Here is a 22,353-nt window from a genome sequence, read left to right on the forward strand (position 1 = left end):
GTAATGCGTGCGTCAACAGTACGGCCATATTACGGAACCCGCAACGCAGCCTGCGGCTACGTCGCCATGCCCAGCGTTCGCACGAGATCGGCCAGCCGATACGGTTTGTGGATAAACGCAAAGTCGTCGAGATTGCCGTGCTGTGCCTTGAGGGCGGGCAGAGGGTACCCCGATGCAAGCACGATTCTGATCTCAGGACGGAGGTCGCGCGTTGAACGCGCGAGCTGGATGCCATCGATTCCCTTGGGCATCACGACGTCGGTGAACAAAACGCGGATATCGTCGCGACGACCCAACGCGTTCATTGCTTCGGACCCGTTGCTGGCAGTCAGCACCTCGTATCCAAGGCTGCGGAACAGCGCCGCCGTCGCGTCCAGCAGATCCGGCTCGTCTTCCACGACCAGCACCGTATCGAGTGTCGGGCCCGTTAAGGAGTCCGCGTCGCCCGGTGCGCCTTTCGCGATCGGCAGATACATGCTGACGACCGTACCCTGGTCCGGTTCGCTGCGGATCACCACGTCGCCGCCAGACTGCGAGATGAAGCCGTACACCTGGCTCAGGCCAAGGCCGGTGCCCTTGCCCACCTCCTTGGTGGTAAAGAACGGTTCAAACGCACGCGCCACAACCTCGGGAGGCATTCCCGAGCCGGTGTCCGCCACGGAGACCCTGACATACGGGCCCTCCACGAGCGTGCCAACCGTGCCTTCGCGGACTTCGACATTTTCAACGGTGATCGCGATTTTTCCGCCTGAGGGCATTGCGTCGCGCGCATTGACGATCAGGTTGAGCAACGCGGACTCGAAGCGGGCTACGTCCAGCAAGACGGGCCGGGGCCGCGGCTCCGGTCTTATCTCCAGCTCGATCGTGCTGTTTCCCGCGCGGCGAAGGACCGCTTCAAAGCCGCGGATCACCGCGTTCAGATTACTTTTTTCGACCTTGAGCGGCTGCTGCCGCGCGAATGAGAGCAACTGCTGCGTCAGCGTCGCGCCCCGGGCGACTGCGCGTTGCATGGTTTCCAGCATCCTCAGATCGGCGTGGTCCTGCACACGCAGCGACAGCACATCGAGTCCGTTCGACATGACCGCCAGCAGGTTGTTGAAGTCGTGGGCGACGCCGCCGGTCAACTTGCCCAGCGATTCCATCTTCTGTGACTGGAACAGCGCGGCGTTGGCGCGCTCGAGCGCCTCGGCTGCCTGTTTGCGTTCCGTCACGTCGCGCGTCACTTTCGCAAAGCCGACAAGCTCGCCTGCGCCGTCGCGGATTGCATCGACCACCACGTGCGCCCAGAAGCGGGTGCCGTCCTTGCGGACCCGCCATCCTTCGCGCTCGGCCCGGCCCTCCGCGGCGGCGGTCGACAGCGTCAGCGCGGGCAGGCCGCTCGCCCGATCGTCCTCGGTATAGAAGCACGAGAAATGTTTGCCGAGAATTTCGTCGCGTGTGTAACCCTTGATCCGTTCGGCGCCGGCATTCCAGTTCGTCACCTCGCCGGCTGGCGAAAGCATGTAGATCGCGTAGTCCGTGACGCCCTGAACCAGCAGCCGGAACTGCTCCTCGCTTTCACGCAACGCTTCCTGGGCCATCTTCCGGTCCGTGATGTCGCGCGTGATCTTGGCGAAGCCGATGAGGTTGCCGGAATCGTCACGCAGCGGATCGATCACCACGCTCGCCCAGAACTGGCTGCCGTCCTTCCGGACCCGCCAGCCTTCGTCCTCGAATTTCCCTTCGTCGCGCGCAGTTCGCAGCGCGAGGGCCGGCCGGCCGCCAGTCCGGTCACTCTCCGTGTAAAAAACGGAAAGATGCTGGCCCAAGATTTCCTTGGCTTCATAGCCTTTGAAGCGTTGGGCGCCTGCATTCCACGTTTTGATAAAACCTTCCGCGTCCAGCATGAAAATCGCGTAATCCCTTACGCCTGCCACGAGAAGCTGGAAAGACTCCTCTCTTGAAAGATCCCCAAGGGGCGGTGCGAAATTAGTCATTGTGTTTGTGCCGGGCAGCGCCCTGTCAGCGGTTTGTCACGCGGGGCCCTCGAGGCCTGTGCCACTGGCACGGCAGCAAAATCCGCGCCAGACTCCGCAATGATGGACGGTTGGGTGTGTAGGTCCGCATTGGACTCTGCTGGTAAGCCTCCTGCTTCGGCCGCAAATACGATTCCGCCTCCTGCCGTTGCCCGCGTTCCCGCTACGAGCAGACGTCTACCATTTCGGCCGGAGTTCTGGCATCGACACAGCTCGTCTCCACCGCGCCGGCACAGCACGAGGCGTACAAGCGCAAGGCAATAAAAGGAGTTCGGACGGTGGGAAGGGGTATACAGTGAATAGACCGGTGGCATTAGATGGACCGGTCATCCAGAGGTAATCATGCGATCAGAAATAAAAAAACCCATTGTTCCTGCGGCGAATGAAACCGCTTATAACAGGGATCGCCGGGCGCAGGCTCACGCGCTTGAGGCGGCCGACGCTAACCGGGCAGAACAAAGGCGCGTCAGTTATTCACTTATCGACTCTACCGCGGACAAGTGGCGATATTCAGCGAAGCCGGCAAAGGATTAATCGTGGCTCTCCATTTCCCGAATCCGAGCCGTAGCTACGATGCCGTGCGGCACTGCGTACTTTTCTGGGGATATGACGATTCCCGGGAAATCACGTTTCAGGTTGACTGCGCAACGCTAAAAGGCATGCAGCCGGCACTCGGTTCCGACGAACGGTCGGTTCTTGTCGCATTCGACGAATATCGCGAGAAACTACTGGAAATTGCGAAAACGCGGTATGTCCGCGGTCCACAAAATCACTATTCGATTTGATGGGGCTTCATACTTCTGCCCGCGTTCGCTATCAGTCTCCGGTGCGCGGGTGGGCGCATGCTCGACATTGCCCGGCAGTTCTGCGAACCGATCGAAACCTCTAAGTGTTGGACCCCGGTCCGCTTTGGGATCGGACCGGAGTATCAAGACAGCTTTTTTATACAGTTTTTGAACCGTAGATCGCGCCAGCCTACTGGCGGCACGGGTTAATACTTAGAGTCGGAATCCCTTCATTCCTTCCGCTTCGGCGGCAGCATGGCGCTCCTCGCTTGCCTCGATGGGTTCCATGGCCTCGTCGACGGAAGCTGTCGCGCGCTCCGTGGCTGCCCTGGTTTCACTGACAATTGCGCCCGATCCTCCATCTTCGTCGCTCGGAGGTTGCAGCATGTCTTCAAGCATGGCTCTCAACTCCGCCGTGTCCCACGGCGCGCCGTGCTGCGTTTTCCTCTTGATGTAATGCCTGACCTCTGCATCCTGCTCCGGAGTCAATGGAAGGCCATGAAAGGTGCTTTGTGGGGTAGCTTCGACCATGGCTTTGCTCCTTAGATCTGTACTCCTTTCAGTGTAGGCCTGTTGTGTAAAGGAAGCTTCTACTATCGGTCGGTGCAGGGCGCAAGGTGGTCGAGCGGCGTGCAGAACCCGTTTTGCTTTCGAAGTTGCCGGCAGTCGATCTTTCGCGAGATCAGCCGAAACCACGCTGATTCCTGATTCCTGATTCCTGATTCCCGATCCTGTCAGCAGACGAGAACATGTTAACTATATCCGTTCGTCTCTCGGGAAGACCAGGCGCGCTATCAGTCCGCCGCCTTGATGATTGCCAAGAATAAGATGACCTCCTGCGCTTGCGACGAGTTTCTTGACCAGAGCCAGCCCCAGTCCCCAATGACGTCCGCTTTCGTTGCCGCTGCCGAGGCGTACGAATGCTGCGGTTGCATCTGCCAACCTGGACTGCGTGATTCCTGCACCGTGGTCCCTTATGCTCAAGATCCACTCGGCACGCGTTCGCGAAGTTTTAATCTCGATCGGCGGAATTCCATGATCCAGAGCATTGTCGACCAGATTGAACATGACGCGCTCGAGAAGCGGGCGCGGCAGCGCGAATTCTGCGCCCGCCTCGAAAGTGCAGATGAACAGGTTGGCGTCCAGCGAGCTTGTCATCACGAATCGATCATGGATGAATGCTTCCACGCACAGATCGGTATGCCGCCTGGTTGAGGACCAGGTCCCTTCGACGAACTGCTTGGCAAGATGCGAGAACAGGTCGATATCTTCTACGAGCGCTACGCGTTTCTGCCATTCCTTCACCAGAAGTGCACGCTCACGCAGGCGGGCCGCGTGCGATTCGAGATGAAGTTCCAGGGCCGCGAGGGTAGACGATTGCTCTGCACTTGAGTCGATGCGGCGAGTGAGCAATTCGTTGGATATACGCGCCAGTTGCCGTAACTGCTTTGGGCCTCTTTCCGGAATGACTTCGTGGGAACGGTATGCGCTGCCAACCTTGCTAAAGGCTGTCGACAGACTGCGTAGCGGCCGCCCTATTGCCCAACTCGCTGCAAATCCGAAACCAATAGACAGCAAGACAATCGACCATGCCGAGAAAGCAATGGAGTCCCAACGCAGATACGTGGGCGCGTTTTCGAACGAGAGAGAGTCATCCGGCGAAGTGGTTGAGCGGTTCCAATATTGGTGATCCGGAGAGGGGAACCAGGCTTGGGCACCCAGAGCCTCACCTTGGTCCTGCCGGAGGTTGACCAGCGTTGGCCGTTCCACAACCACCACAGCGGGCGGTGCGGCGGAGATCCACGTCAATGGTTGGGAAGATGAACGCTTCCCCGCGTCAGCTTGCTGGAACTTCGGCCGTACCTGGTCCTGCTGCGACGCATAGGCCGAGTCCGATCCTGCGAGGCCGAAATGCTGCGAAGCAACTGCCATCGCGCCGCAGTCGATGCTTGAACTGAGTATGGCAGCCAATATGATGACTGGTTGAATCAACCTGTTCACGGGTTCCTCTTCAGTTCTGTTTGAAAGTAGCGTGCCCGCGTTAGAGGCCGTATTCCGTTCGAAAGATGCGGGGCGACGCCGCATTGCAAAGCTCAACTGTAGCCAATGATCAACCATCGAGACGAGTCGAGATGCTCCGAACACTGGCAGCATCGCTGAAATCCTTACATCTTATTTCGCGCGAGCGAGGCTCCCGCCGATTCATTACTCGGCGAGCTTTGTAATGAGTGCGAGCAACAGGCCAGGCGGCCAGCCCTTCTGCACGTAACCATCGAACTCACTGTCCGTCAGATGCCGGCGCACTTCGATTTCGTCGAACGCGGTATGGGCAACGATTGCAATACCGGTGGTACGCTTGTGGCGCCGCAGCGCGCGGGCCGCCTCATAGCCGTTGCATTGCGGCATCGAAATGTCCATCAGGATGACGTGCGGGACCCATGCAATGCCGACTTCGATCGCGTCGCTGCCGCCGAAAACAGCCCGGGACTCCAGGTCCTCCAGCGACAGATAGGCAGCCAGCGCAAGGGCCGCATTGTGGTTGTCGTCGACGACCAGCACGCGCAATCGTGCTCCATTCACCGGCACCCGGCGCGCAGTCCATGGCCGGGGTGCCCGGTCGAATAGCTTTGGAATGTTCATGAGAATGGCTCCAGTACGCTGCTATTGACGCACCGTCTGTGCCCGATGGTCCATGCCGGCACAGTGAACCTCTCGTGATCCCAGCGAGCTAAGAAAGCCAACCGCAGGAGTTGCGCACTCCATTGACTCGGAGGGTAACCAGATGGTGAGGACGCGACGGAGCGGCAATGAGAACACCGCAAAGACCGACTTTGCGGACGTCCAGCAACTCGGAGGATGAGACGCGCTTGGTGAAGTGAAGCGGCGGTACGTCCGGAAGCTCGGCACAGGCTCGTCAGTTTGAATGCGTCGGAGTGGCATCTACCGTGTCGGTCTTTTTGGGGAGCAGGCAAGGCCGGTTAGATCTTTCGATTTCGCAACCGGCCTCACCGTTCCTTAAAGAGTTGATGCCCGATGACGGCATGCCTGGGAAGTCCATCCGCTGCGAAGCAAGCGGCTACTGTCCGCTTGCTTCCAGCGACACGTTAGATGGGCTTCTTCCCGACCTCATCCAGGCGCGCGGTCTTGTCGGTCCCTTCCACCCGCTCAACCTCGACTTCGGTGCCACGCACTGTATCGTTGACAGTTTCAGTGCGGCTGCTCGACTCCTTGCCAACCACCACTTCTTCAACGACTCTGGCTGTCTTCGCGACCACGGCCTGCTCCGCAGTTTCGCGAACCTCGACAGAACTTTCGGTCAGATCGGCCGTAGTTGCAGGGCGGTCCACCGCTCGCCGTTCTATTGTCGCGTGTTCCTCGCGCAGGGTAACCGCTTCGCTAACGGGTGTTTCGGTGACGCGCGAATAAACACGCACGCCTCCTGTTGACACTTCGCGTTTGCCGACTTCGAGCGATTCCTGTACGACTGGAAACGCCTGGCGTTCGGCAGCAATTTCATCGCTCGTGTATGCGGGCGCATTGCGGTCATATCCGGTATAGCCCGCGCCGCGCCATTGTGCGACGCGCGAATCGATGTCGACAGCGCCCGCAGCATACAACGCCTCTTGCACTCTCTCCACAGACGACTCGTCATTCACTTCCACAGACAATAATGCACCGCCGCGACGTACGGCTTCCTGATAGTGGCCGGCTTCTTCCGGGCGATCGTCGTCACCGAAGAGCCGTTTGAAAAAATGTTCGATGCGGCTCATCGCGCCTTCGTGCTCGTGGCCAGTGGCGTCTGCTGCGGGGACCGGTGTCGTCCCGAGGCCCGTATCGGTTGCGGCGGACGTGCCGAATCCTGCGTCCTGAGCGTGGACGGCCATGTTTGCAGCCGCAACGCCGTCTGCTTCCAGGCGGCTCTTTGCGGCTTCTGCCTGCGCGAACGAATCGAATACGCCGATGATAGTGTGAGTCATTGCAGATCTCCCTAAAGAATGAACCAGTCCTACGCAAGTCCAGGTGGAACGCGTGTCGCCTGTCGCGCAACGACCGTTCCCAGGACGCGCTACTCGGTGTCCGTTTCTGGTTTCCACTCGCCGTCCGTGCCTTCCCGCCGCTCAATCACTAATTCTTCGGACTTCAAAGTGAACTCGCGAACTGCTTCCTGCTGTGATTCGATGGTCGTTACGTGCACCTCTTCCTTCAACATGAGTTGCATTTTTACTACCGGCACATACTCGAAGACCGGAATGATGAGCGTGTCGCCTTCCTGCCGCGGCGCGTAGCGCTCATCGACGGGCCGACTGATCGGCACGCGCCGGACTTCAACGTGCTCCTGGCGCAGGGTGACGGAAACCGGTTTGGTCTCCTCCTGGATGACCTTGCGGACCCGGACTGAACCAGTCTCGATCGTGTCGACGTCAACCTTCAGTTGTTCTTGCACAGCAGTGAGGCGCAATTCGTCGGACGCATCGGGTGCGTCAGACGGGTCCGCGCGGTCGGCGGATTGCGCCACGGGTTTGGCCGATTCAGGCATGTCCATCAGTTGCCTCCAGGCGAAGCGGATGTTCAATAAGTGTGGACGCGTGCAGGTGTGACACGCCGACCAGGCACCGCACGCGGCTGCGTGTGTCGAAAGATTCTCCAGCGTCTACCGGCGATGTGAACCGGCGCGATGTCACGCAGCGCCGCAATGCAGAGGGCGCAAGGGGCGTGCCCTGTCGGCGGGAGGACACACGCACCGCTTGTCAGGGAAACACGTTCATCGAGCGGTCAGTTGCTTGTGTGGTTCCGCCCAACATATTGGACGGGTTGAATGCAACGGAACCGGCAGCCCGCAGGTATGATGTCGCTCTGTCCAATTGACACCAATACAGGAGCGGACTTTGACCGAACAAAATGACTTGGCAACGATCTTTGAAAAAGATGAAGAAGCCGTTCTGAAAGCGTGGGTGGCCGGACAGATGTCCGGTGGAGTGCGCCAAGGTGTCATCTCGGAAGCTACCGTGCGCGACACATCGCGTGCGTTTCTCGCGTTGTTTGCAAGCGCAGTCAAAAGCGGCTACGACGAACAGTTGTCCGGAGAGGCCTGGGAAGCGGTCCGCGCTCATCTGACTGCGTTGTCCCGGGAGCGCGTGATTCAAGGCTTTTCCCCGGTAGAAACTGCCACTTTCATTTTTTCACTGAAGAAGCCGCTGTTCGAAGCATTGCGCAAGTCGCTCGGCAAGAACCTGGAAGCGCTCGGCGACGAGTTGTGGAAGCTTACTCAGACTCTCGACAGCCTCGGGCTCATCACGATTGAAGCGTATCAGGCGAGCCGCCAGCAGATCATCGAGCGCCAGCAGCAAGAATTGCTGGATCTCACAACACCAGTGGTGCGCCTGTGGGACTCCATCGTCGCGCTGCCGCTAATCGGCACGCTCGACAGCGAACGTACCCAGGTCGTCATGGAAAGCCTGCTCGACTCCATCGTCGAGAACGAGGCGGCGATCGCGATCATAGACATCACCGGCGTGCCGACCGTCGACACGCTGGTCGCGCAGCATCTGCTCAAGACCGTCGCGGCCGCTCGGCTAATGGGCGCGGAGTGCATCATCAGCGGGATTCGTCCGCAGATTGCACAAACTATCGTCCACCTTGGCGTCGACCTCGGTGACGTCGTCACGAAGGCAACGCTCGCCGAAGCACTGAAAATCGCATTGCGACGAGTCGGCATGACGGTCACAAAAATCGCTACCGCAAAGCAGGAAAACTGAGATGGAGCAGATCCCGGTCCTCAAGCTCGGCGAATTCCTGCTCGTCTCAATTCAAGTAGAGCTGCATGACGAGCTGGTGATGAGCTTGCAGGACGATTTGACGTCAAGGATCGAGCGTACGCATGCAAAAGGCGTGTTGATCGACATCTCCGCACTGGAGATCGTCGATTCTTTCATTGGCCGCACGCTGGGGCATATCGCAGCGATGGCGCGGGTAATGGACGCCACTACAGTGCTGGTGGGCATGCGGCCTGCTGTAGCAATTACGCTAGTCGAACTGGGCATGTCGTTGCACGGTATCCGCACGGCGCTCGACGTGGACAAGGGAATGGCCTTGCTGCGCAGGTCGCTCGAAGACGCGGGAGATCCCTCATCGTTACCTTAAGCGAATCCGTCCTCGAGGTTCGAACGGCCGATCAGGTGAACCTTGCACGCAAGACGGTTCAGGAGTGGGCAACGCGGCTGGCCTTCGGCACGCTCGATCGAACCAAGTTCGTCACGGCGGCGAGCGAGCTTGCGCGAAACACGCTTGTGCACGGCCGAGGGGGCAAACTCACCATCTCCGAAGTCCAGCGCGACGGCCGTATTGGCATCAAGCTCGTTTTCGAAGACACGGGGCCGGGTATTCCGGATATCGAGCGGGCGCTTCAGGACGGGTTCAGCACCGCCAAAAGTATGGGACTGGGATTAGGCGGTGCACGCCGACTCGTCAATGAGTTCGACATTACGTCGACAGTGGGCGTGGGAACCAAAGTGAGCATCATTCAATGGAAACGACGCTAACCCTGGCCGACAAGAGCGGCGTCGCAGATGCGCGCAGGCGCGCGGTTCAGATGGCGCAGTCGCTCGGCCTGCCCGAAAAATCGCAGGCCGACGCCGCGCTGATCGTCACCGAGGCGGCCACCAATATCCTCAAGTACGCGGGGCATGGCGAAATTGTGCTGAAGAGCGCCGAGGAAGGCGGCGCGAGTAGTCTCGACGTGATCGCACTCGACCGCGGTCCGGGTATCGTCAATCTCGCCGCGGCGTGTTCCGACGGATTCTCGACGGGCGGCAGCCTTGGCGCCGGTCTCGGAACGATCGCCCGTCATTCGGCGCTCTTCGACATCTACTCGGTCACCGGTAACGGCACGGCTCTGTTCGCGCGGGTTGCCGATAAACCAGCCGCAAAGGTTTCACCCTTTCAGGTTGGCGCGAGGTCCACGCCGAAGCTCGGCCAGGACATAAGCGGCGACGCATGGGCCGTGCGCCATACGCCGGACAGCATGTGGGTGACATTGCTCGACGGCCTCGGTCATGGGCCGCTCGCGGCTGAGGCGTCGCGTCGTGCCGTCGACGTTTTCATGGCAGCCGATCCGGTCGCATTCCCCGCGGACGTCATGCGCGACGTTCATTCCGGCATCAAGGCGACGCGCGGCGCAGTCATGGCGATTGCGAAATTCGAGCCCGCAAACGCAGTTCTGTCGTTCGCGGGCATCGGTAATATCGTGAGCGTCGTTCATACCGGCGATAGCGCGCAGCACCTGCTTTCCATGGACGGCACCGTCGGCTATAACATGCGCGCAGTTCGCCCGGGGGAAGCCCGTTGGATACCGGGCAGTGTGTTCATCGCCACCACGGACGGCCTGTCCACGCGTTGGAATCTGAACCGCCATCCCGGTTTGACGAACCGGCACCCGAGCCTGATCGCCAGCGTGCTGCACCGCGACTTCGCCCGCGATGCGGACGACGCGACAGTCGTTGTCGTAAAGGCGATTTGACATGCGACACAGAATCCTCGCGACGCCCGTCAGTTCCAATCTGAGCCTCGTCACGGTGCGCGATCGTTCACGCCAGATCGGCGAACTGTTCGGCCTCGACAATTTGCAGCGCACGCGCTTTATCACCGCCGTCTCCGAGATAGCGCGCAACGCGGTGCAGTTTGCCGGCGGCGGCATGCTGACCTTTTTTGTCGGCGACGCCACCGATGCGGCGGAGACGCAGTGCGTGGTCGCGCAAATTAGCGACAACGGGCCGGGCATCGCGAATCTCGATGCGTTGCTGGTCGATCCCAGCGGTCGGCCGGGCGTCACGGGGGTGGGTATCCCGGGCAGTCAACGCATGATGGATGGCTTCTTTGTGCAGTCGCAGGCGGGCAAAGGTACCACCGTAACGCTCGAGATGTTCCTGCCTCGGGGTACGGCACGTCTTTCCGTGCGCGCGCTCGGCGCGCTCGTCGGCCAACTCACTCACCGCAAAGCTCAGACTCCCGTTGAAGAACTCGAGCAGCAGAACCGCGAAATGCTTCTCGCGCTCGAAGAGCTTCGTCGCAAGCGTGCCGAACTCGAGGAAGCCGATCTCCGCAAGAACGAGTTTCTCGCCATGCTGGCGCACGAACTGCGAAATCCGTTGGCAGCAATATCGTTGTCGCTCGAACTGGAAGCGCGTGCCGGGACGAGCGAGTCCGGCCACACGTTTGCTGTGATCGCACGGCAGACTGCGCAACTGTCGCGGATGGTCGAAGATCTGCTCGACGTGTCGCGGCTTACGCGCGGCAAGGTCGAACTGCAGACTGAAGTGGTACGTATCGATTCGCTTATCGACGGCGGGATCGAGATGGCTCTGGCCGAAATCAAACGGCGGGGTCACACAGTACGGATCGACTATCCGGCGGAGCTTGTCTCGGTTCGCGTAGATATCGCGCGGCTCAAGCAAGTGTTCAACAACATCATCCACAACGCGGCGCGATATACACCGCAGCCTGACACCATCGCAATCACGGTCACGAACACGGACAGCGAGGTTACGATCGCGGTTGCGGATCGCGGCATCGGGATCGATCCCGACATGCTGCCTCACGTGTTCGATCTCTTTGCCCAGGCGACGATTGGAATCGGCAGGCAGGATGCCGGCCTCGGCATCGGGCTGACCGTCGTGCAGCGGCTCGTGCACGATCACGGCGGATCGGTGAGAGCGTACAGCGACGGTCCCGGCAAGGGAACGCGGGTTGTCGTGTCGCTGCCGGTCGTAGAGGCGCAGGTGACTCGCGACGATCCTGTCGCCGGCGCCGAAACGCCGTGGGCGAGCGTCCAGCACAACGTGCTGGTGGTGGACGACAACCGCGATTCGGCCGATGCCCTCGCTGCGCTGCTCGACATGCATGGGCATCAGTGCAGAGTCGCGTACGACGGCGCGTCGGCGCTGCAACTTGCAGAGACCTTTCCCGCGACGGTCGGCGTGGTGGACCTCGGCCTGCCCGATATGTCGGGATTCGACGTGGCGAGGGCATTGCTCGCCAGGCCCGCGTTGGCATCGCTAAGGTTAATTGCTTTGAGCGGCTATTCCACTGCGCCGTTTCGGACTGAAGCAGCCGAGGCCGGGTTTAGCCACTTCTTCTCGAAGCCCGTGGCCATCGAGGAGCTTTTGCAGTTTCTGGCGAAGGGGTAATCCCACGCGTCACGGCGATCATGCGGCAGTGAAACCCGGCACATGAGCAGCTATGCCGAGCTTCACTGGCCCGCCGGCGTATGCATCATCTCCGGCAGCGGTCCGGTAGTGGACCGGGGCGTTAGAAGATGTTGCGCAGGCCCACGGCGACGCCGGTCTGGTTGTTGCGGCCCGGGAAGTCCGCGTTCGTGGGCGCGGACGCAATCATATTTCGGCTTAATTAAACGGACGCTGACTTTTTGCGACGGTGTCGTCCGCTTGCAACATTGTTGGGGAGTTGATAGCGGCAGGCCGCGAGCGTTAGTAAGTTTCCGAAAGAAAAAACCTTTTGGCAGCTACCGGAAGGGCCTTAGTTTCCGCTCCTCATTATTTGCCGCCGCACCTGGGTTCAGTTGCCTGCAGTTGCGCGCTGTTCCCAGCCAAAGCAGGCACGCAAACGTTTGGCTAAATTAATTATCGGGTCCGAAATATTTCCGGGCACCTGGCTCCATGCAAATAAATCCGCGATGGATCGCTAAAGTTCGCGTTTCCCCCGCCGTTAGCACAGTCACCGGCCGTCCCGACTTGATGTCCGACCCGGTTTTTCTCCGGACAGAAAGGGCAAGGGATGTGGCTGGCCATACCGGGTTTCCAAACCTTCCCGGGCGGGTCCATTTAACTGTTTTCGGGGAATTGCATGACCAAACTTCTTAAAGCATTCGTTCGTGACGAGCGTGGCGTCAGCGCCATGGAATACGCGATTCTGGCAGGCATCGTCGTTGTCGCGCTGGCGGCCGTCGGTACGACGTTCAGCAGCAGCATGTCCGACATCTTTACGAATCTGACCACCAAGGTCAAATCGGCAGCAGGCAGCTAATCAGTCAGCATCCGGTCCGGGTCGTGAACGCCCGGACTTTTGCGGCTCTTTCCCGATTCGCCACCGAGCCCATCGTGCACGTACTGTCTCTCGTCATCCGTCTTGCCGTGCTAGGTGCGTTGCTCTGGCTCGCTGTCACCGACGTTCGTTCGCGGCGACTGCCAACCCGCGTCGTGCTGGCAATCGGTGTGCTGTTTTTCGTCGATGCGGCCGTGCTTCGCCTGAGCATCGACCAGGTGATCGTCCATCTCGCGTTGGCATTGGGCGTCTTTGCTGTTTGCGCCGCGCTGTTCGCGGCAAAGATGTTAGGCGGCGGCGACGCCAAACTCGCCTCCGTCATTTTCCTGTGGGTCGGCCTGAGTCTCGCGCTGCCGGCCCTGACTCTGATTTCCGTGATCGGGACGGTAGTGTCCCTGATCAGTCTTGCCACTCGAAACATGGATTCCGACCAGCGTTCCGGGCCGTTGCGAGCGCTCGCGATGTTTTCAGGTGCGCGCGGCGTCCCCTACGGCGTAGCCCTCGCGTTCGGCGGCGGTCTGGCGATCGTGCTTCCAGCCTTGCTGCCGCTGATCCTCAAGCGATAGGACGTCGTCCCCATGTCAAATGTCATCAAGTTCGCCGTGCTTATCGTCGGGGCGGTGCTGATTGCGCTGATCGTGCGCGTAGTGCTTGCGAGCGCTTCGCATCCGTCCAAGCCGGTGATCAATACGCAAAAGGTGCGGGTCAGCGCTGCCGACCTGCCGCAGGGCCTGCTGCTGCGCGACGAGGACCTCGGCTGGAAAGCCGTGCCGACAGGCGAGGTGCCGAGCGGCGCGATCGTCGCCGGAGCGAGTGACGCGCCCGAACTCAAGGGCGCGTTGCTGCGCCACGCAGCGGCTGCCGGCACGATGCTGGTGGCCGACGACGTGATCCTGCCGAGCGCGCCCGGCTTTCTCGCAGCCACGCTGAAGCCCGAAATGCGCGCCGTGTCCGTGGCTGTGGACGACGTGTCTGGCAATGCCGGTCTGATCCAACCCGGCGACTATGTCGACCTCCTGCTCACGCAACAGATGGATCGCCGCACCGATTCACCCGACCTCGCCGTGTCGAGCGAAACCGTGGTCGAACACGTACGCGTGCTTGCGGTCGGTTCGGAAATCAAGCGGCCCAAGAACGGCGACGCCCCGGACGCACTCGGCAACCGCGCTCGCACCGTCACTCTGGAAGTCACGCCGCGCATGGGCGAAGTCGTGTCGGTCGCGGCGCGTCTCGGTAGCCTGTCGCTCGCGCTGCGCAGCTTCGCCACCGCATCGCGCGATCCGGTGACAGCAGCATCAGCCGCCGCCGCGCAGTCTGCGCCCGTGTGGGCCGGCGACATCTCGCGCGCCGTGCGCGAGCTGCCGCGCTCGCGCCAGTCCCAGGTCGTGGCCGCAGCGGCGCCCGCACCCGCGATGGCGCGGCCGGTCATGATCTACCGAGGCTCGGAGAAATCGGAAGCAGCTGCGGGTACCGCGGCGTCAGGCGACGGCACGCCGCCGCTGCCCTCTATTCCCGCGGCGCGTTGATGACGCTGAGTGCCATTCACACCGCTTGTACACCGCTTGCCCGGTTCACTCGCCAGCATAGAGAAGATCACATGCAGTTCAGTTCCATTCGCAGAGCGACATTAGTGATGGCTCTCACGGTGTTCGGCACCGGATCCTCTCTCGCGGCTTCTCCCATGACGACGCAGATGCCGGCGGCCGCACCCTCCGCAACGGTCATGCGCGGCGATGTCGCGGCGCGCGCCGGCGTGCAGGACGCGCCATCGGCGCCGCTGAGCATCAGTGCGGGGAAGGGCACGCTCATTCGTCTGGACCAGGCCGCGACCGCGGTGTTCGTCGCGGAGCCGTCCGTCGCTGATGTTCACGTGCCGTCGCCGACTGCCGTGTTCGTACTCGGCAAGAAGGCCGGCACGACCACGCTGTACGTGCTGGGCGCCAACAATAAGACACTCGTGCAGCGCACGATTGTGGTCGGCCGCGACATGGACAGCCTGCGCGCGATGATCGCCGCGCGCTTTCCGAGTATGAACGTGCAACTGAGCACGGGCCAGGGCTCGCTGCAGATTGCGGGCAACGCGCCGAACCCGGCCGATGCCGAAGCGGTCGTCGAAGCGGTCACGCCGTACCTGGCGGAAAAGGAAGTGCTGATCAACCGCATGACGATCGACCGGCCGCTGCAGGTGCAATTGCGCGTGCGGATCACCGAAGTGGACCGCAACGTCACGCAGCAGCTCGGCATCAACTGGCAGGCGATGGGCAGCGCGGTCGGCAACTTCTATGGTGGCATCTTCAGCGGCCGCCCGATTTATAACCTGTCGCAGCCGATCGTCAACTCGCGCGGTCAGACCAGCTACCCGGTCAATCTGGCGACCAACAACGCGTTCTCGCTGTTCGGTGCGTTCAAGACGAACAACGTCGATATCCAGGCACTCGTCGATGCGTTGAATCAGGAAGGTCTGCTGACCGTGCTCGCGGAGCCGAACCTCGTGGCCCTGTCCGGACAGACGGCGAGCTTTCTCGCAGGCGGCGAATTCCCGATTCCGGTTTCGCAGACCAACGGCGCGATCTCGGTGGACTTCAAGCAGTTCGGCGTGAAGCTGGACTTCACGCCGACGGTGCTGAACTCCCGCCGCATCAGCCTGAAGGTGCGTCCGGAAGTGAGCCAGATCGACACGTCGGTAAGCGTCACGACCGGGGGCATTACGGTGCCGGGCCTGAGCGTGCGGCGCGCGGACACCACCGTCGAGTTGGCCAGCGGTCAGAGCTTCGCCGTCGCCGGGCTGTTGCAGAGCAATAGCACCGACATCGTTTCGCAGGTGCCGGGCATGGGCTCCATTCCGATTCTCGGCAAGCTGTTCTCGTCGACGAATTATCAGAACAACAAGACCGAACTCGTGATCATGGTGACGCCGTATCTGGTCGAGCCAACCGATCCGTCGAAACTGCGCACGCCGCTCGATTCGCTGCTGTCGCCGAGCAGCGACGTCGAATATAGCTACCGCCGTCAATCCGGCGACGCCGCGGCCGACTCCGGTCAACCGCGTCTCGTCGGCGCGGCCGGCTACGTCTATTGAGCACGACATCATGAAAACGCTCCGCCTTCTATCGCTTCTCGTCGCCTGCGCCGTCGCGGCAAGCGTCAGCGGCTGCTTCAAGCCGCCGCGCGGCATGCCCGATGCGTCGACGATCGGCTTCGACGGCCATTCCGGGGTGCCGCCCGATTGCGCAAGCCTCACGCGCCCGTCGCTATTGACCGACGCGGGCTGGCGCCGGCCGAGCATGCAATGGGGCTGCGCGACGTACACCAACCTTGCCGCGCAGGTCGCCAATCCGCAGGACCTCGTTCAGCCACAGCCGCTCGGCCCGGCCGATGCCGCGGTGGCGGCGAGCGCGGTGCATCGCTATGAGACCGGCCGTGTAATTCCGCTCGACACCGCCACGTCACGCAATACCAAATGACGCGCGCCACTCTCACCAGACGACATCATGGCCACGATTGACTTCAGCTTCACGAAGAGCAACAGCGGACCCCGGCTCGCCGAGTTCATCGCGTTCGTCGGCGACCGCAAGACGGAGCAGGTGCTCAAGAGCTTCGTGCTCGAACAGGCGATGCCGCATACGCACGTCGCGATTGGCGGCGTCAACGAGGCGATCGCGCATCTGTCGAAGGTGGAACGCTCGCCGCAATTCCTGCTGATCGACCTGCACGATTCGGTGATGCCGCTCTCGGACCTGGGCCGGCTCGCGGAAGTGTGCGAGCCGTCGGTGCAAGTCGTTGCGCTCGGCGAACGCAACGACGTGGGCCTGTTCCGCAGTCTGCTGAAAATCGGCGTGCGCGACTATCTCGTCAAGCCGCTCACGGTGGAACTGCTCAAGCGCACGGTGAACGTGGCCGAGGGCAAGGTCAGTCCGGTGATGCTGGCGCGCTCCGGCAAGACGATCGCGTTCGCCGGCACGCGCGGCGGTGTCGGCACTACAACGATCGCCCTCAATGTGGCGCGCCATCTGGCCGAGGACACTCACCGCCGGGTCGCTTACGTCGACCTGAACCTGTACGGCGGCGCGGCGAACAGCATGCTCGGGATCAAGAGCAACAACGGCCTGAACGACGTGCTGCAGAACGTGCACCGGCTGGACCCCCAGTACGTGGAGCGCACGCTCGTCGCGAAAGGCGCGCGGCTCTTCATGCTGTCCGCCGAACTCGATTACGGCAGCGCGCGGACTTTCAAGCCTGGCGCGCTCGGGCGTGTGCTCGAACTGCTGTGCGACAGCTTCCACTATGTGATTCTCGATGTCGGCAGCATGACCGACCCGCTTGCGACCGACGCCTTCGATTTCGCGTCGCGCGCGTATCTGATCGCCGAACGCTCGGTGCACTCGACTCGCGAGACGATCCGCCGCTTGCCGTTTATCGAGGACCGCGACAACAACCCGCCGACCTCGTTGCTGCTGAACAACCCGAACGCGGCGAGCGCCGGCAAGGTCGACGTGTCCGACTTCACGTCGGCGGTCGGACGTCAGCCGCTGTACGAGATTCCGTTCGAATCGAAGGCCATTGCGGTTGCCGAGAATCTTGGTGAAGCGCCGAACGAGAAATCGTCGAACGGCTTCAATCAGAGCATCACGCGGATCAGCCATGACCTCACCGGGCAGCCCGCGGTCGCGGAACGCAACTTCCTGCAGAAATTCAGGTTCAGGAGAGGCTGATGTTCGGGCAAAAGCAGGTGCGCACGGTCGAGCCGACGGACGAAGTTGCCGTCGCGGAGAGCATCGCCCCGCCCGAGCCGGTGGCGGCGCCCAGCGTGCACGCTGCGAATGGTCCTGAAGGCAACGAAACGCTGGTTCGATCGGATCTGTTCAAGACCATCCGTACCGGCGTGTTCGGTTTGATGAACGCGTCCGCAGCCGTGGGCCGCACGCGCGATCAGATGAAAGTCGGCGTCGAACAGCTCGTGATGGAGATCGCCGAACGCGAGCATCTGAACATCACGCTTGCGGAGCAGGTGCAGATCGTCGGTGAACTGCTGAACGACATGTTCGGTCTCGGCCCGATCGAACCCCTGCTCGTCGATGAGACCATTACCGACGTTCTCGTCAACGGACCGGATCAGGTCTATGTCGAACGGCACGGCCGGCTCGAACTCACGCCGTTCAAGTTTCGCGACAACGCGCACGTGGTCAACGTCGCGCAACGGATCGCAGCGGGCGTGGGGCGGCGTGTCGACGAAAGCAGCCCGATGGTCGACGCACGTCTCGCCGACGGCAGCCGGGTCAACGTGGTGTTGCCGCCGCTTGCGATTCACGGCGCGACGATCTCCATCCGGAAGTTCTCGAAACGCAACATCACGCTTCACCGGATGGCGCAGCAAGGCAACATGTCACAGAAGATGGCGAACCTGCTGAAGGTCGCAAGCACCTGCCGGCTGAACGTCATCGTGTCAGGCGGCACGGGTTCGGGTAAGACCACGCTGCTCAACGCGCTGTCGCATTTCATCGGACTCGGCGAGCGAACCATCACGATTGAAGACGCCGCCGAACTGCAGCTCGTGCAGCCGCATGTCGTCAGTCTGGAGACGCGGCCCGAGAATGCAGAAGGACTTGGCGGCGTCACGCAGCGCGATCTTGTGCGCAACGCGCTGCGGATGCGCCCCGACCGCATCATTCTTGGTGAAACGCGCGGTCCTGAGGCGTTCGACGTTTTGCAGGCGATGAACACGGGCCACGACGGCTCGATGACCACGATCCACGCGAACACTCCGCGCGACGGCATCACGCGGCTTGAAAGCATGGTGATGATGGCCAACGGCAACCTGCCCTTGCTGTCGATTCGCCGGCAGATTGCGAGCGCAGTCCATCTGATCGTGCAGATCGAACGGATGCGCGACGGCATGCGCCGGGTGACGCGGATTACCGAGCTCGTCGGCATGGAAGGCGACGTCATTATCACGCAGGACCTGTTCACCTTCCACTACGACGCCACGGCTTATAACGAAGAGGTCAAGGGCGTCTACGAGTCCGCCCAGGTGCGTCCCGCGTTTGCCGCGCGCGCCGCGTATTACGGACTCGAAGAAGCGCTGCTCGAGGCGATGCGGCCATGACCCGGATCGATCTGCTGACAGCGTGTTCGTTCATCATCGTGCTGATGCTCGGCGTCATGTGGCTAACCCTGCAGGACATACGGAAGAAGCAGCCCCACGCGCGCATCAATGCGCGCATGGAGGAAACGTTCTCCGCCGGCAGGTCCCGCACGAGAAGCACGAAAGCGCACACCACAGATCTGTTCACGATCAGCCGGCGCGAGAACGCGTTGAGCCGCTGGTACGGCCCGAAAGCGGCACGGCTTCGCACCGTCGCCGGCAGTAAAGGTATTCGCACTGTGCTCGCCGCCGGCGTGGCGGGCGCGCTGCTTGCCTTTCTGATGACGCACTTCATGCCGTTGCCGGGCTTCGCGAAGCCGCTCATCATGATTGGCCTGCCGGTGTTCGCGGTCAAGCGTGCGTACAGTTTTCTGGTGCAGCGCTTCAGGCGGCGCTTTCTGGACGGCTTCCCCGATGTGATCGACCTGATTGTGCGCGCGGTGCGCGCGGGCGTGCCCGTCACGCAAGTGATCACGACCGTGTCGGGCGAGTGCACCGAACCGATTCGCGACGAGTTCAAGCTGATGAGCGATTCGCTGCAGGTCGGTCTCGATCTCGAAGAAGTGCTGAACGTCGCCGTCAAACGGATCGAAATCGCGGACTTCTCGTTCTTTTGCGTCTGCCTGCTGCTACAGCGCGAAACGGGTGGGCAACTCGGCGAAACGCTTGAGGGCCTTTCCGGCATCGTGCGAACCCGGCGTGAAATTCGTCAGAAAACCAAGGCGCTGACCGCTGAAGCGCGCATCACAACCAAGATCATGGCCGCGATTCCGGCTGTGATCATGCTGGCCATGTACGCGCTCAACCGCAGCTATCTGTACATTCTGTTCGATACTGAATCTGGTCACAAACTGCTGACTTTCGGCGCGATCTCGCTCGTGTTCGGGCTGGTCGTGATCAACAAGATTTCCAGGCTGGATACGTCGCGATGAGTCCGGGCAACGTCCAAACGCTGATCAATCTGCTGATGTTGTTTGCGCTGTTCGCCGCGCTTGCGATCTGGTGGATGACCAAACACGGCGGCCGCCGCGGACGGATCGCCGAGCGCACGCGCCAGGCTGCGCTGATCGCGCGCGCCGATGGCGGCGAGCCCGAGGAGTTGGAAAAAGGCAGCGGCGTGCGTCAGCGCCTTATCCGGCGCCTGACGATTATTGGCGACCGCCTGCCGCTATTCGACGCGAAGTACCGCCTTAAGCTACAAAAGGAAATGCTGCAAGGCGGCTATCGCAGCCGCTCCGCCGTCTCGATCCTGCTCGCGATCAAGTTCGCGACCGGCCTCGTCTGCGCGGCGCTGACGGTCATGCTTGGATCGCATATTCCGGTCATCGGCGCTTTTCCGGCGGTGCGCGGAACGATGATGCTGTTCGTCTTCATCGTCGGGATGATCATTCCGGAGTACGTCGTCGCGTTCCGCGCATCGCGGCGCCGCAAGGAAATGGCGGCATGCTTGCCCGATGCGCTAGATCTGCTCGTGATCTGTACCAACGCTGGTAACAGTCTCGGCGTCAGCATCCGCCGCGTGGCCGATGAACTCGCGACCATCTGTCCGCCGCTGTCCAGCGAATTCGCGCTGACCGCCGACGAACTGAAACTCTCCGGCGACAGCACACGCGCGCTTCACGAACTGGCCGAACGCATCAACTTGCCGTCGATCCGCGCGCTGATCGCCACGCTCACCCAGTCGATGCGATACGGCACCCCGATCACGCAGGCCTTGCGCACGCTGTCACGCACCGAACGTCTCGCGCATATCGTGTCGCTGGAAGAGAAGGCCGCCAAGCTCGCGCCGAAGATGGTCGTGCCAATGATGCTCTTCATCCTGCCCGCTGTCGTCGTAATCGCGGCGGGGCCGGCTGTTATTCAACTAATGAACGCGCTCGGAAAGCAATGAAAATCGCTCACACCACCATCGCTGTACTCGCGCTGCGCGCACGCGGCGCGAGGCTTCTGTGCTCCGCTCCGCGCGCCGCCCTGCAGGCGTGTGCCGTATCGCTGCTGATGCTGGGCGCAGCGTGCACCACGACTGAGCACGTCAGCGAAGCGCGGCCCGTCATGCGCAATACCACGCCGAGCAACATGAGCGAACTGCGCATCGCGGAAACGGCGCTCGACTCGGGCAACCTCGAACTCGCGACGTCGCTGTACGAGAAGATAGTGAAGGCAAATCCGCGTTCGGTCCAGGGCTTGACCGGCTTGGGCAACACGCTTTACGCGGTAGGCGACTACACGCGTGCCGGCGTGTATTACGACCACGCGAGCGAGGCGGACGCAAACGCGCCTGCGCCGCTGATAGGACATGCACGCGTGGCAATTCACCAGCGCCGTTTCGACGATGCGATCGCCACCTATCGCCGCGTGCTCGCAATGACCCCGAACGACCCGCTCGCGTTGGCAGGGCTCGGTGCGGCGATCGACTTGTCGGGCGATCACGCAGGCGCGCAGGCCGTCTTACGCGAAGGCCTCAGCAAGAACCCCGGCGATCCGATGCTCAGCGTGAATCTCGGGCTGTCGCTGGTTCTCGGTGGCAATCCGCGGGAGGGGGCGAATGTGCTGCTCGACGTCACGCGTTACCCGGCCGCGCCGACGCAGGCTCGCCAGGATCTCGCGCTCGCCTACGGCTTGCTCGGCAACACGGACGCGGCTGCCGAAATCCTCGGGCACGATCTGCCCAAAGCATCGGTGCAGGACAATCTGCGCTTCTATGAAATCCAGCGCGAGCGTCTTGGACGGCATCCCGGTGCGGATGCGGGCGCGGCGAAAACTGCCACTGTGCCGGGTGTTCCGGTGCAGGCCGCGAGTCTGCGATGACAGCGGCGGCCCGGCTGCGACGGCGCGGACTCGGGCGCGCGCTGGTTGACGACAGCGGCGTGTCGGCGATCGAATTCGCGCTGCTCTCGCCGGTGGTGTTCTTTCTCGCGTTGGGCACCGTCGAACTTGCGCTCGACATGATCGTCGACGCTTCGGTTCAGATCGCGGCTCAGTCCGCTTCACGCACGGGCCTGACCACGACGGTCCCGACCGGCAGCACGCGCGCGAATCAGGCCGCGAGCATTGTGATGGACACGCTTGGCGGCTGGCAAAAGATTGGCGGCACCGTCACGATTAGCACGCTTAACTACGGCACCTACAACAACGTGGGTACGCCGACTTATCAGTCGAACATGGGCGGGTACGGCGATGTGGTCTCTTACCAGATCACCGTCACGTTGCCGGAAGGCTTCACGGGTTTGCCGAAGTATTTCGGCGTTCCAATGCCGCTGACGTTTCAACGCAACTACCTCGTACAGAACGAAAAATGATACGCATTGCCGACAGATTGCCGCCGCTCTTGCGCCGCCGCCTGCGCATCGGACGG

At 61.7% G+C, this 22,353-nt stretch carries 23 protein-coding genes; 17 read left to right on the forward strand and 6 right to left on the reverse strand.

Annotated elements, in window-relative coordinates; translation table 11 throughout:
- Positions 1-56 precede the first annotated feature (56 nt).
- Positions 57-1,976: a hybrid sensor histidine kinase/response regulator gene (locus JMY24_RS26845; RefSeq protein WP_201703228.1), complete on the reverse strand. Its 1,920-nt coding sequence runs from the start codon at positions 1,974-1,976 to the stop codon at positions 57-59.
- A gap of 575 nt (positions 1,977-2,551) precedes the next feature.
- On the opposite strand from JMY24_RS26845, the gene JMY24_RS26850 reads away from it, so the two are divergent.
- The gene (locus JMY24_RS26850) at positions 2,552-2,800 is read left to right on the forward strand and encodes a DUF1488 family protein (RefSeq protein WP_128584238.1); all 249 of its coding nucleotides are present in this window, start codon (positions 2,552-2,554) and stop codon (positions 2,798-2,800) included.
- Between the two features lie 213 nt (positions 2,801-3,013).
- Here the strand turns inward: JMY24_RS26850 and JMY24_RS26855 are convergent, their stop codons facing one another.
- The 5 genes from JMY24_RS26855 to JMY24_RS26875 all read right to left on the reverse strand — a co-directional run bounded on the left by JMY24_RS26855 (position 3,014) and on the right by JMY24_RS26875 (position 7,343).
- Entirely contained in the window at positions 3,014-3,331 is a 318-nt protein-coding gene (locus JMY24_RS26855) for a hypothetical protein (RefSeq protein ID WP_128597290.1), read from the reverse strand.
- A gap of 225 nt (positions 3,332-3,556) precedes the next feature.
- Complete coding sequence (locus tag JMY24_RS26860) at positions 3,557-4,954, reverse strand: sensor histidine kinase (protein ID WP_128597289.1); 1,398 nt, start codon at positions 4,952-4,954, stop codon at positions 3,557-3,559.
- 51 nt (positions 4,955-5,005) lie between these two features.
- Positions 5,006-5,440, reverse strand: coding sequence for a response regulator (locus JMY24_RS26865; protein ID WP_128597288.1), 435 nt, complete (start codon positions 5,438-5,440; stop codon positions 5,006-5,008).
- 464 nt (positions 5,441-5,904) lie between these two features.
- Complete coding sequence (locus tag JMY24_RS26870; RefSeq protein ID WP_128597287.1) at positions 5,905-6,777, reverse strand: YsnF/AvaK domain-containing protein; 873 nt, start codon at positions 6,775-6,777, stop codon at positions 5,905-5,907.
- Positions 6,778-6,866: 89 nt separating this feature from the next.
- Positions 6,867-7,343, reverse strand: a complete 477-nt coding sequence (locus JMY24_RS26875) for a YsnF/AvaK domain-containing protein (protein WP_128597286.1) — start codon at positions 7,341-7,343, stop codon at positions 6,867-6,869.
- Positions 7,344-7,686: 343 nt separating this feature from the next.
- Here JMY24_RS26875 and JMY24_RS26880 point away from each other — a divergent pair, with 343 nt between their 5' ends.
- The 16 genes from JMY24_RS26880 (at position 7,687) to JMY24_RS26955 (ending at position 22,297) form a co-directional block, all read left to right on the forward strand.
- Positions 7,687-8,556 carry an STAS domain-containing protein gene (locus tag JMY24_RS26880; RefSeq protein WP_201703230.1) on the forward strand — a complete coding sequence of 290 codons (870 nt, stop codon included), beginning with the start codon at positions 7,687-7,689 and terminating at the stop codon, positions 8,554-8,556.
- 1 nt (position 8,557) lies between these two features.
- Positions 8,558-8,941, forward strand: coding sequence for an STAS domain-containing protein (locus JMY24_RS26885; protein ID WP_020066792.1), 384 nt, complete (start codon positions 8,558-8,560; stop codon positions 8,939-8,941).
- 35 nt (positions 8,942-8,976) lie between these two features.
- Entirely contained in the window at positions 8,977-9,339 is a 363-nt protein-coding gene (locus JMY24_RS26890; RefSeq protein ID WP_020066791.1) for an anti-sigma regulatory factor, read from the forward strand.
- Positions 9,324-10,316: an ATP-binding SpoIIE family protein phosphatase gene (locus tag JMY24_RS26895; RefSeq protein ID WP_128597285.1), complete on the forward strand. Its 993-nt coding sequence runs from the start codon at positions 9,324-9,326 to the stop codon at positions 10,314-10,316. The genes JMY24_RS26890 and JMY24_RS26895 overlap by 16 nt, the downstream gene beginning before the upstream one ends.
- Position 10,317: 1 nt before the next feature.
- A complete protein-coding gene (locus tag JMY24_RS26900; RefSeq protein ID WP_128597284.1) occupies positions 10,318-11,982 on the forward strand; it encodes an ATP-binding response regulator in 1,665 nt (554 codons plus the stop codon).
- Between the two features lie 676 nt (positions 11,983-12,658).
- On the forward strand, positions 12,659-12,838 hold the full coding sequence (locus JMY24_RS26905; protein ID WP_128597283.1) for a Flp family type IVb pilin: 180 nt from the start codon (positions 12,659-12,661) through the stop codon (positions 12,836-12,838).
- 107 nt (positions 12,839-12,945) lie between these two features.
- Entirely contained in the window at positions 12,946-13,422 is a 477-nt protein-coding gene (locus JMY24_RS26910; RefSeq protein WP_236597533.1) for an A24 family peptidase, read from the forward strand.
- Positions 13,423-13,434: 12 nt separating this feature from the next.
- A complete protein-coding gene (gene cpaB / locus JMY24_RS26915; RefSeq protein ID WP_201703234.1) occupies positions 13,435-14,382 on the forward strand; it encodes a Flp pilus assembly protein CpaB in 948 nt (315 codons plus the stop codon).
- A 107-nt stretch (positions 14,383-14,489) separates the two neighbouring features.
- Positions 14,490-15,935, forward strand: coding sequence for a type II and III secretion system protein family protein (locus JMY24_RS26920; protein ID WP_164853843.1), 1,446 nt, complete (start codon positions 14,490-14,492; stop codon positions 15,933-15,935).
- 10 nt (positions 15,936-15,945) lie between these two features.
- The gene (locus tag JMY24_RS26925; protein WP_128598283.1) at positions 15,946-16,320 is read left to right on the forward strand and encodes a CpaD family pilus assembly lipoprotein; all 375 of its coding nucleotides are present in this window, start codon (positions 15,946-15,948) and stop codon (positions 16,318-16,320) included.
- Between the two features lie 27 nt (positions 16,321-16,347).
- Complete coding sequence (locus JMY24_RS26930; RefSeq protein WP_128598284.1) at positions 16,348-17,568, forward strand: AAA family ATPase; 1,221 nt, start codon at positions 16,348-16,350, stop codon at positions 17,566-17,568.
- Positions 17,568-18,959: a CpaF family protein gene (locus JMY24_RS26935; RefSeq protein WP_128598285.1), complete on the forward strand. Its 1,392-nt coding sequence runs from the start codon at positions 17,568-17,570 to the stop codon at positions 18,957-18,959. Before JMY24_RS26930 ends, JMY24_RS26935 begins: the two co-directional genes overlap by 1 nt.
- Positions 18,956-19,930: a type II secretion system F family protein gene (locus JMY24_RS26940; protein WP_128598286.1), complete on the forward strand. Its 975-nt coding sequence runs from the start codon at positions 18,956-18,958 to the stop codon at positions 19,928-19,930. The genes JMY24_RS26935 and JMY24_RS26940 overlap by 4 nt, the downstream gene beginning before the upstream one ends.
- Positions 19,927-20,889 (forward strand): type II secretion system F family protein, encoded by a 963-nt coding sequence (locus tag JMY24_RS26945; protein WP_201703236.1) that lies wholly within the window; start codon positions 19,927-19,929, stop codon positions 20,887-20,889. The genes JMY24_RS26940 and JMY24_RS26945 overlap by 4 nt, the downstream gene beginning before the upstream one ends.
- Entirely contained in the window at positions 20,886-21,806 is a 921-nt protein-coding gene (locus JMY24_RS26950; RefSeq protein WP_128596130.1) for a tetratricopeptide repeat protein, read from the forward strand. The genes JMY24_RS26945 and JMY24_RS26950 overlap by 4 nt, the downstream gene beginning before the upstream one ends.
- Positions 21,803-22,297, forward strand: coding sequence for a TadE/TadG family type IV pilus assembly protein (locus tag JMY24_RS26955; RefSeq protein WP_128596131.1), 495 nt, complete (start codon positions 21,803-21,805; stop codon positions 22,295-22,297). Before JMY24_RS26950 ends, JMY24_RS26955 begins: the two co-directional genes overlap by 4 nt.
- Positions 22,298-22,353 lie beyond the last annotated feature (56 nt).

Source organism: Paraburkholderia kirstenboschensis, from assembly GCF_904848585.1.
GTDB classification, from domain to species: Bacteria; Pseudomonadota; Gammaproteobacteria; order Burkholderiales; family Burkholderiaceae; genus Paraburkholderia; species Paraburkholderia kirstenboschensis.

Excerpts from the sequence above, each read along its gene's own strand:
- JMY24_RS26845 (WP_201703228.1), bottom strand. The coding sequence starts at position 1,976 with ATGACTAATTTCGCACCGCCCCTTGGGGATCTTTCAAGAGAGGAGTCT.
- JMY24_RS26855 (WP_128597290.1), bottom strand. The coding sequence starts at position 3,331 with ATGGTCGAAGCTACCCCACAAAGCACCTTTCATGGCCTTCCATTGACT.
- JMY24_RS26860 (WP_128597289.1), bottom strand. The coding sequence starts at position 4,954 with ATGCTGCCAGTGTTCGGAGCATCTCGACTCGTCTCGATGGTTGATCAT.
- JMY24_RS26865 (WP_128597288.1), bottom strand. The coding sequence starts at position 5,440 with ATGAACATTCCAAAGCTATTCGACCGGGCACCCCGGCCATGGACTGCG.
- JMY24_RS26870 (WP_128597287.1), bottom strand. The coding sequence starts at position 6,777 with ATGACTCACACTATCATCGGCGTATTCGATTCGTTCGCGCAGGCAGAA.
- JMY24_RS26875 (WP_128597286.1), bottom strand. The coding sequence starts at position 7,343 with ATGGACATGCCTGAATCGGCCAAACCCGTGGCGCAATCCGCCGACCGC.
- JMY24_RS26885 (WP_020066792.1), top strand. The coding sequence starts at position 8,558 with ATGGAGCAGATCCCGGTCCTCAAGCTCGGCGAATTCCTGCTCGTCTCA.
- JMY24_RS26895 (WP_128597285.1), top strand. The coding sequence starts at position 9,324 with ATGGAAACGACGCTAACCCTGGCCGACAAGAGCGGCGTCGCAGATGCG.
- JMY24_RS26900 (WP_128597284.1), top strand. The coding sequence starts at position 10,318 with ATGCGACACAGAATCCTCGCGACGCCCGTCAGTTCCAATCTGAGCCTC.
- JMY24_RS26905 (WP_128597283.1), top strand. The coding sequence starts at position 12,659 with ATGACCAAACTTCTTAAAGCATTCGTTCGTGACGAGCGTGGCGTCAGC.
- cpaB (WP_201703234.1), top strand. The coding sequence starts at position 13,435 with ATGTCAAATGTCATCAAGTTCGCCGTGCTTATCGTCGGGGCGGTGCTG.
- JMY24_RS26920 (WP_164853843.1), top strand. The coding sequence starts at position 14,490 with ATGGCTCTCACGGTGTTCGGCACCGGATCCTCTCTCGCGGCTTCTCCC.
- JMY24_RS26925 (WP_128598283.1), top strand. The coding sequence starts at position 15,946 with ATGAAAACGCTCCGCCTTCTATCGCTTCTCGTCGCCTGCGCCGTCGCG.
- JMY24_RS26930 (WP_128598284.1), top strand. The coding sequence starts at position 16,348 with ATGGCCACGATTGACTTCAGCTTCACGAAGAGCAACAGCGGACCCCGG.
- JMY24_RS26935 (WP_128598285.1), top strand. The coding sequence starts at position 17,568 with ATGTTCGGGCAAAAGCAGGTGCGCACGGTCGAGCCGACGGACGAAGTT.
- JMY24_RS26940 (WP_128598286.1), top strand. The coding sequence starts at position 18,956 with ATGACCCGGATCGATCTGCTGACAGCGTGTTCGTTCATCATCGTGCTG.
- JMY24_RS26945 (WP_201703236.1), top strand. The coding sequence starts at position 19,927 with ATGAGTCCGGGCAACGTCCAAACGCTGATCAATCTGCTGATGTTGTTT.
- JMY24_RS26950 (WP_128596130.1), top strand. The coding sequence starts at position 20,886 with ATGAAAATCGCTCACACCACCATCGCTGTACTCGCGCTGCGCGCACGC.
- JMY24_RS26955 (WP_128596131.1), top strand. The coding sequence starts at position 21,803 with ATGACAGCGGCGGCCCGGCTGCGACGGCGCGGACTCGGGCGCGCGCTG.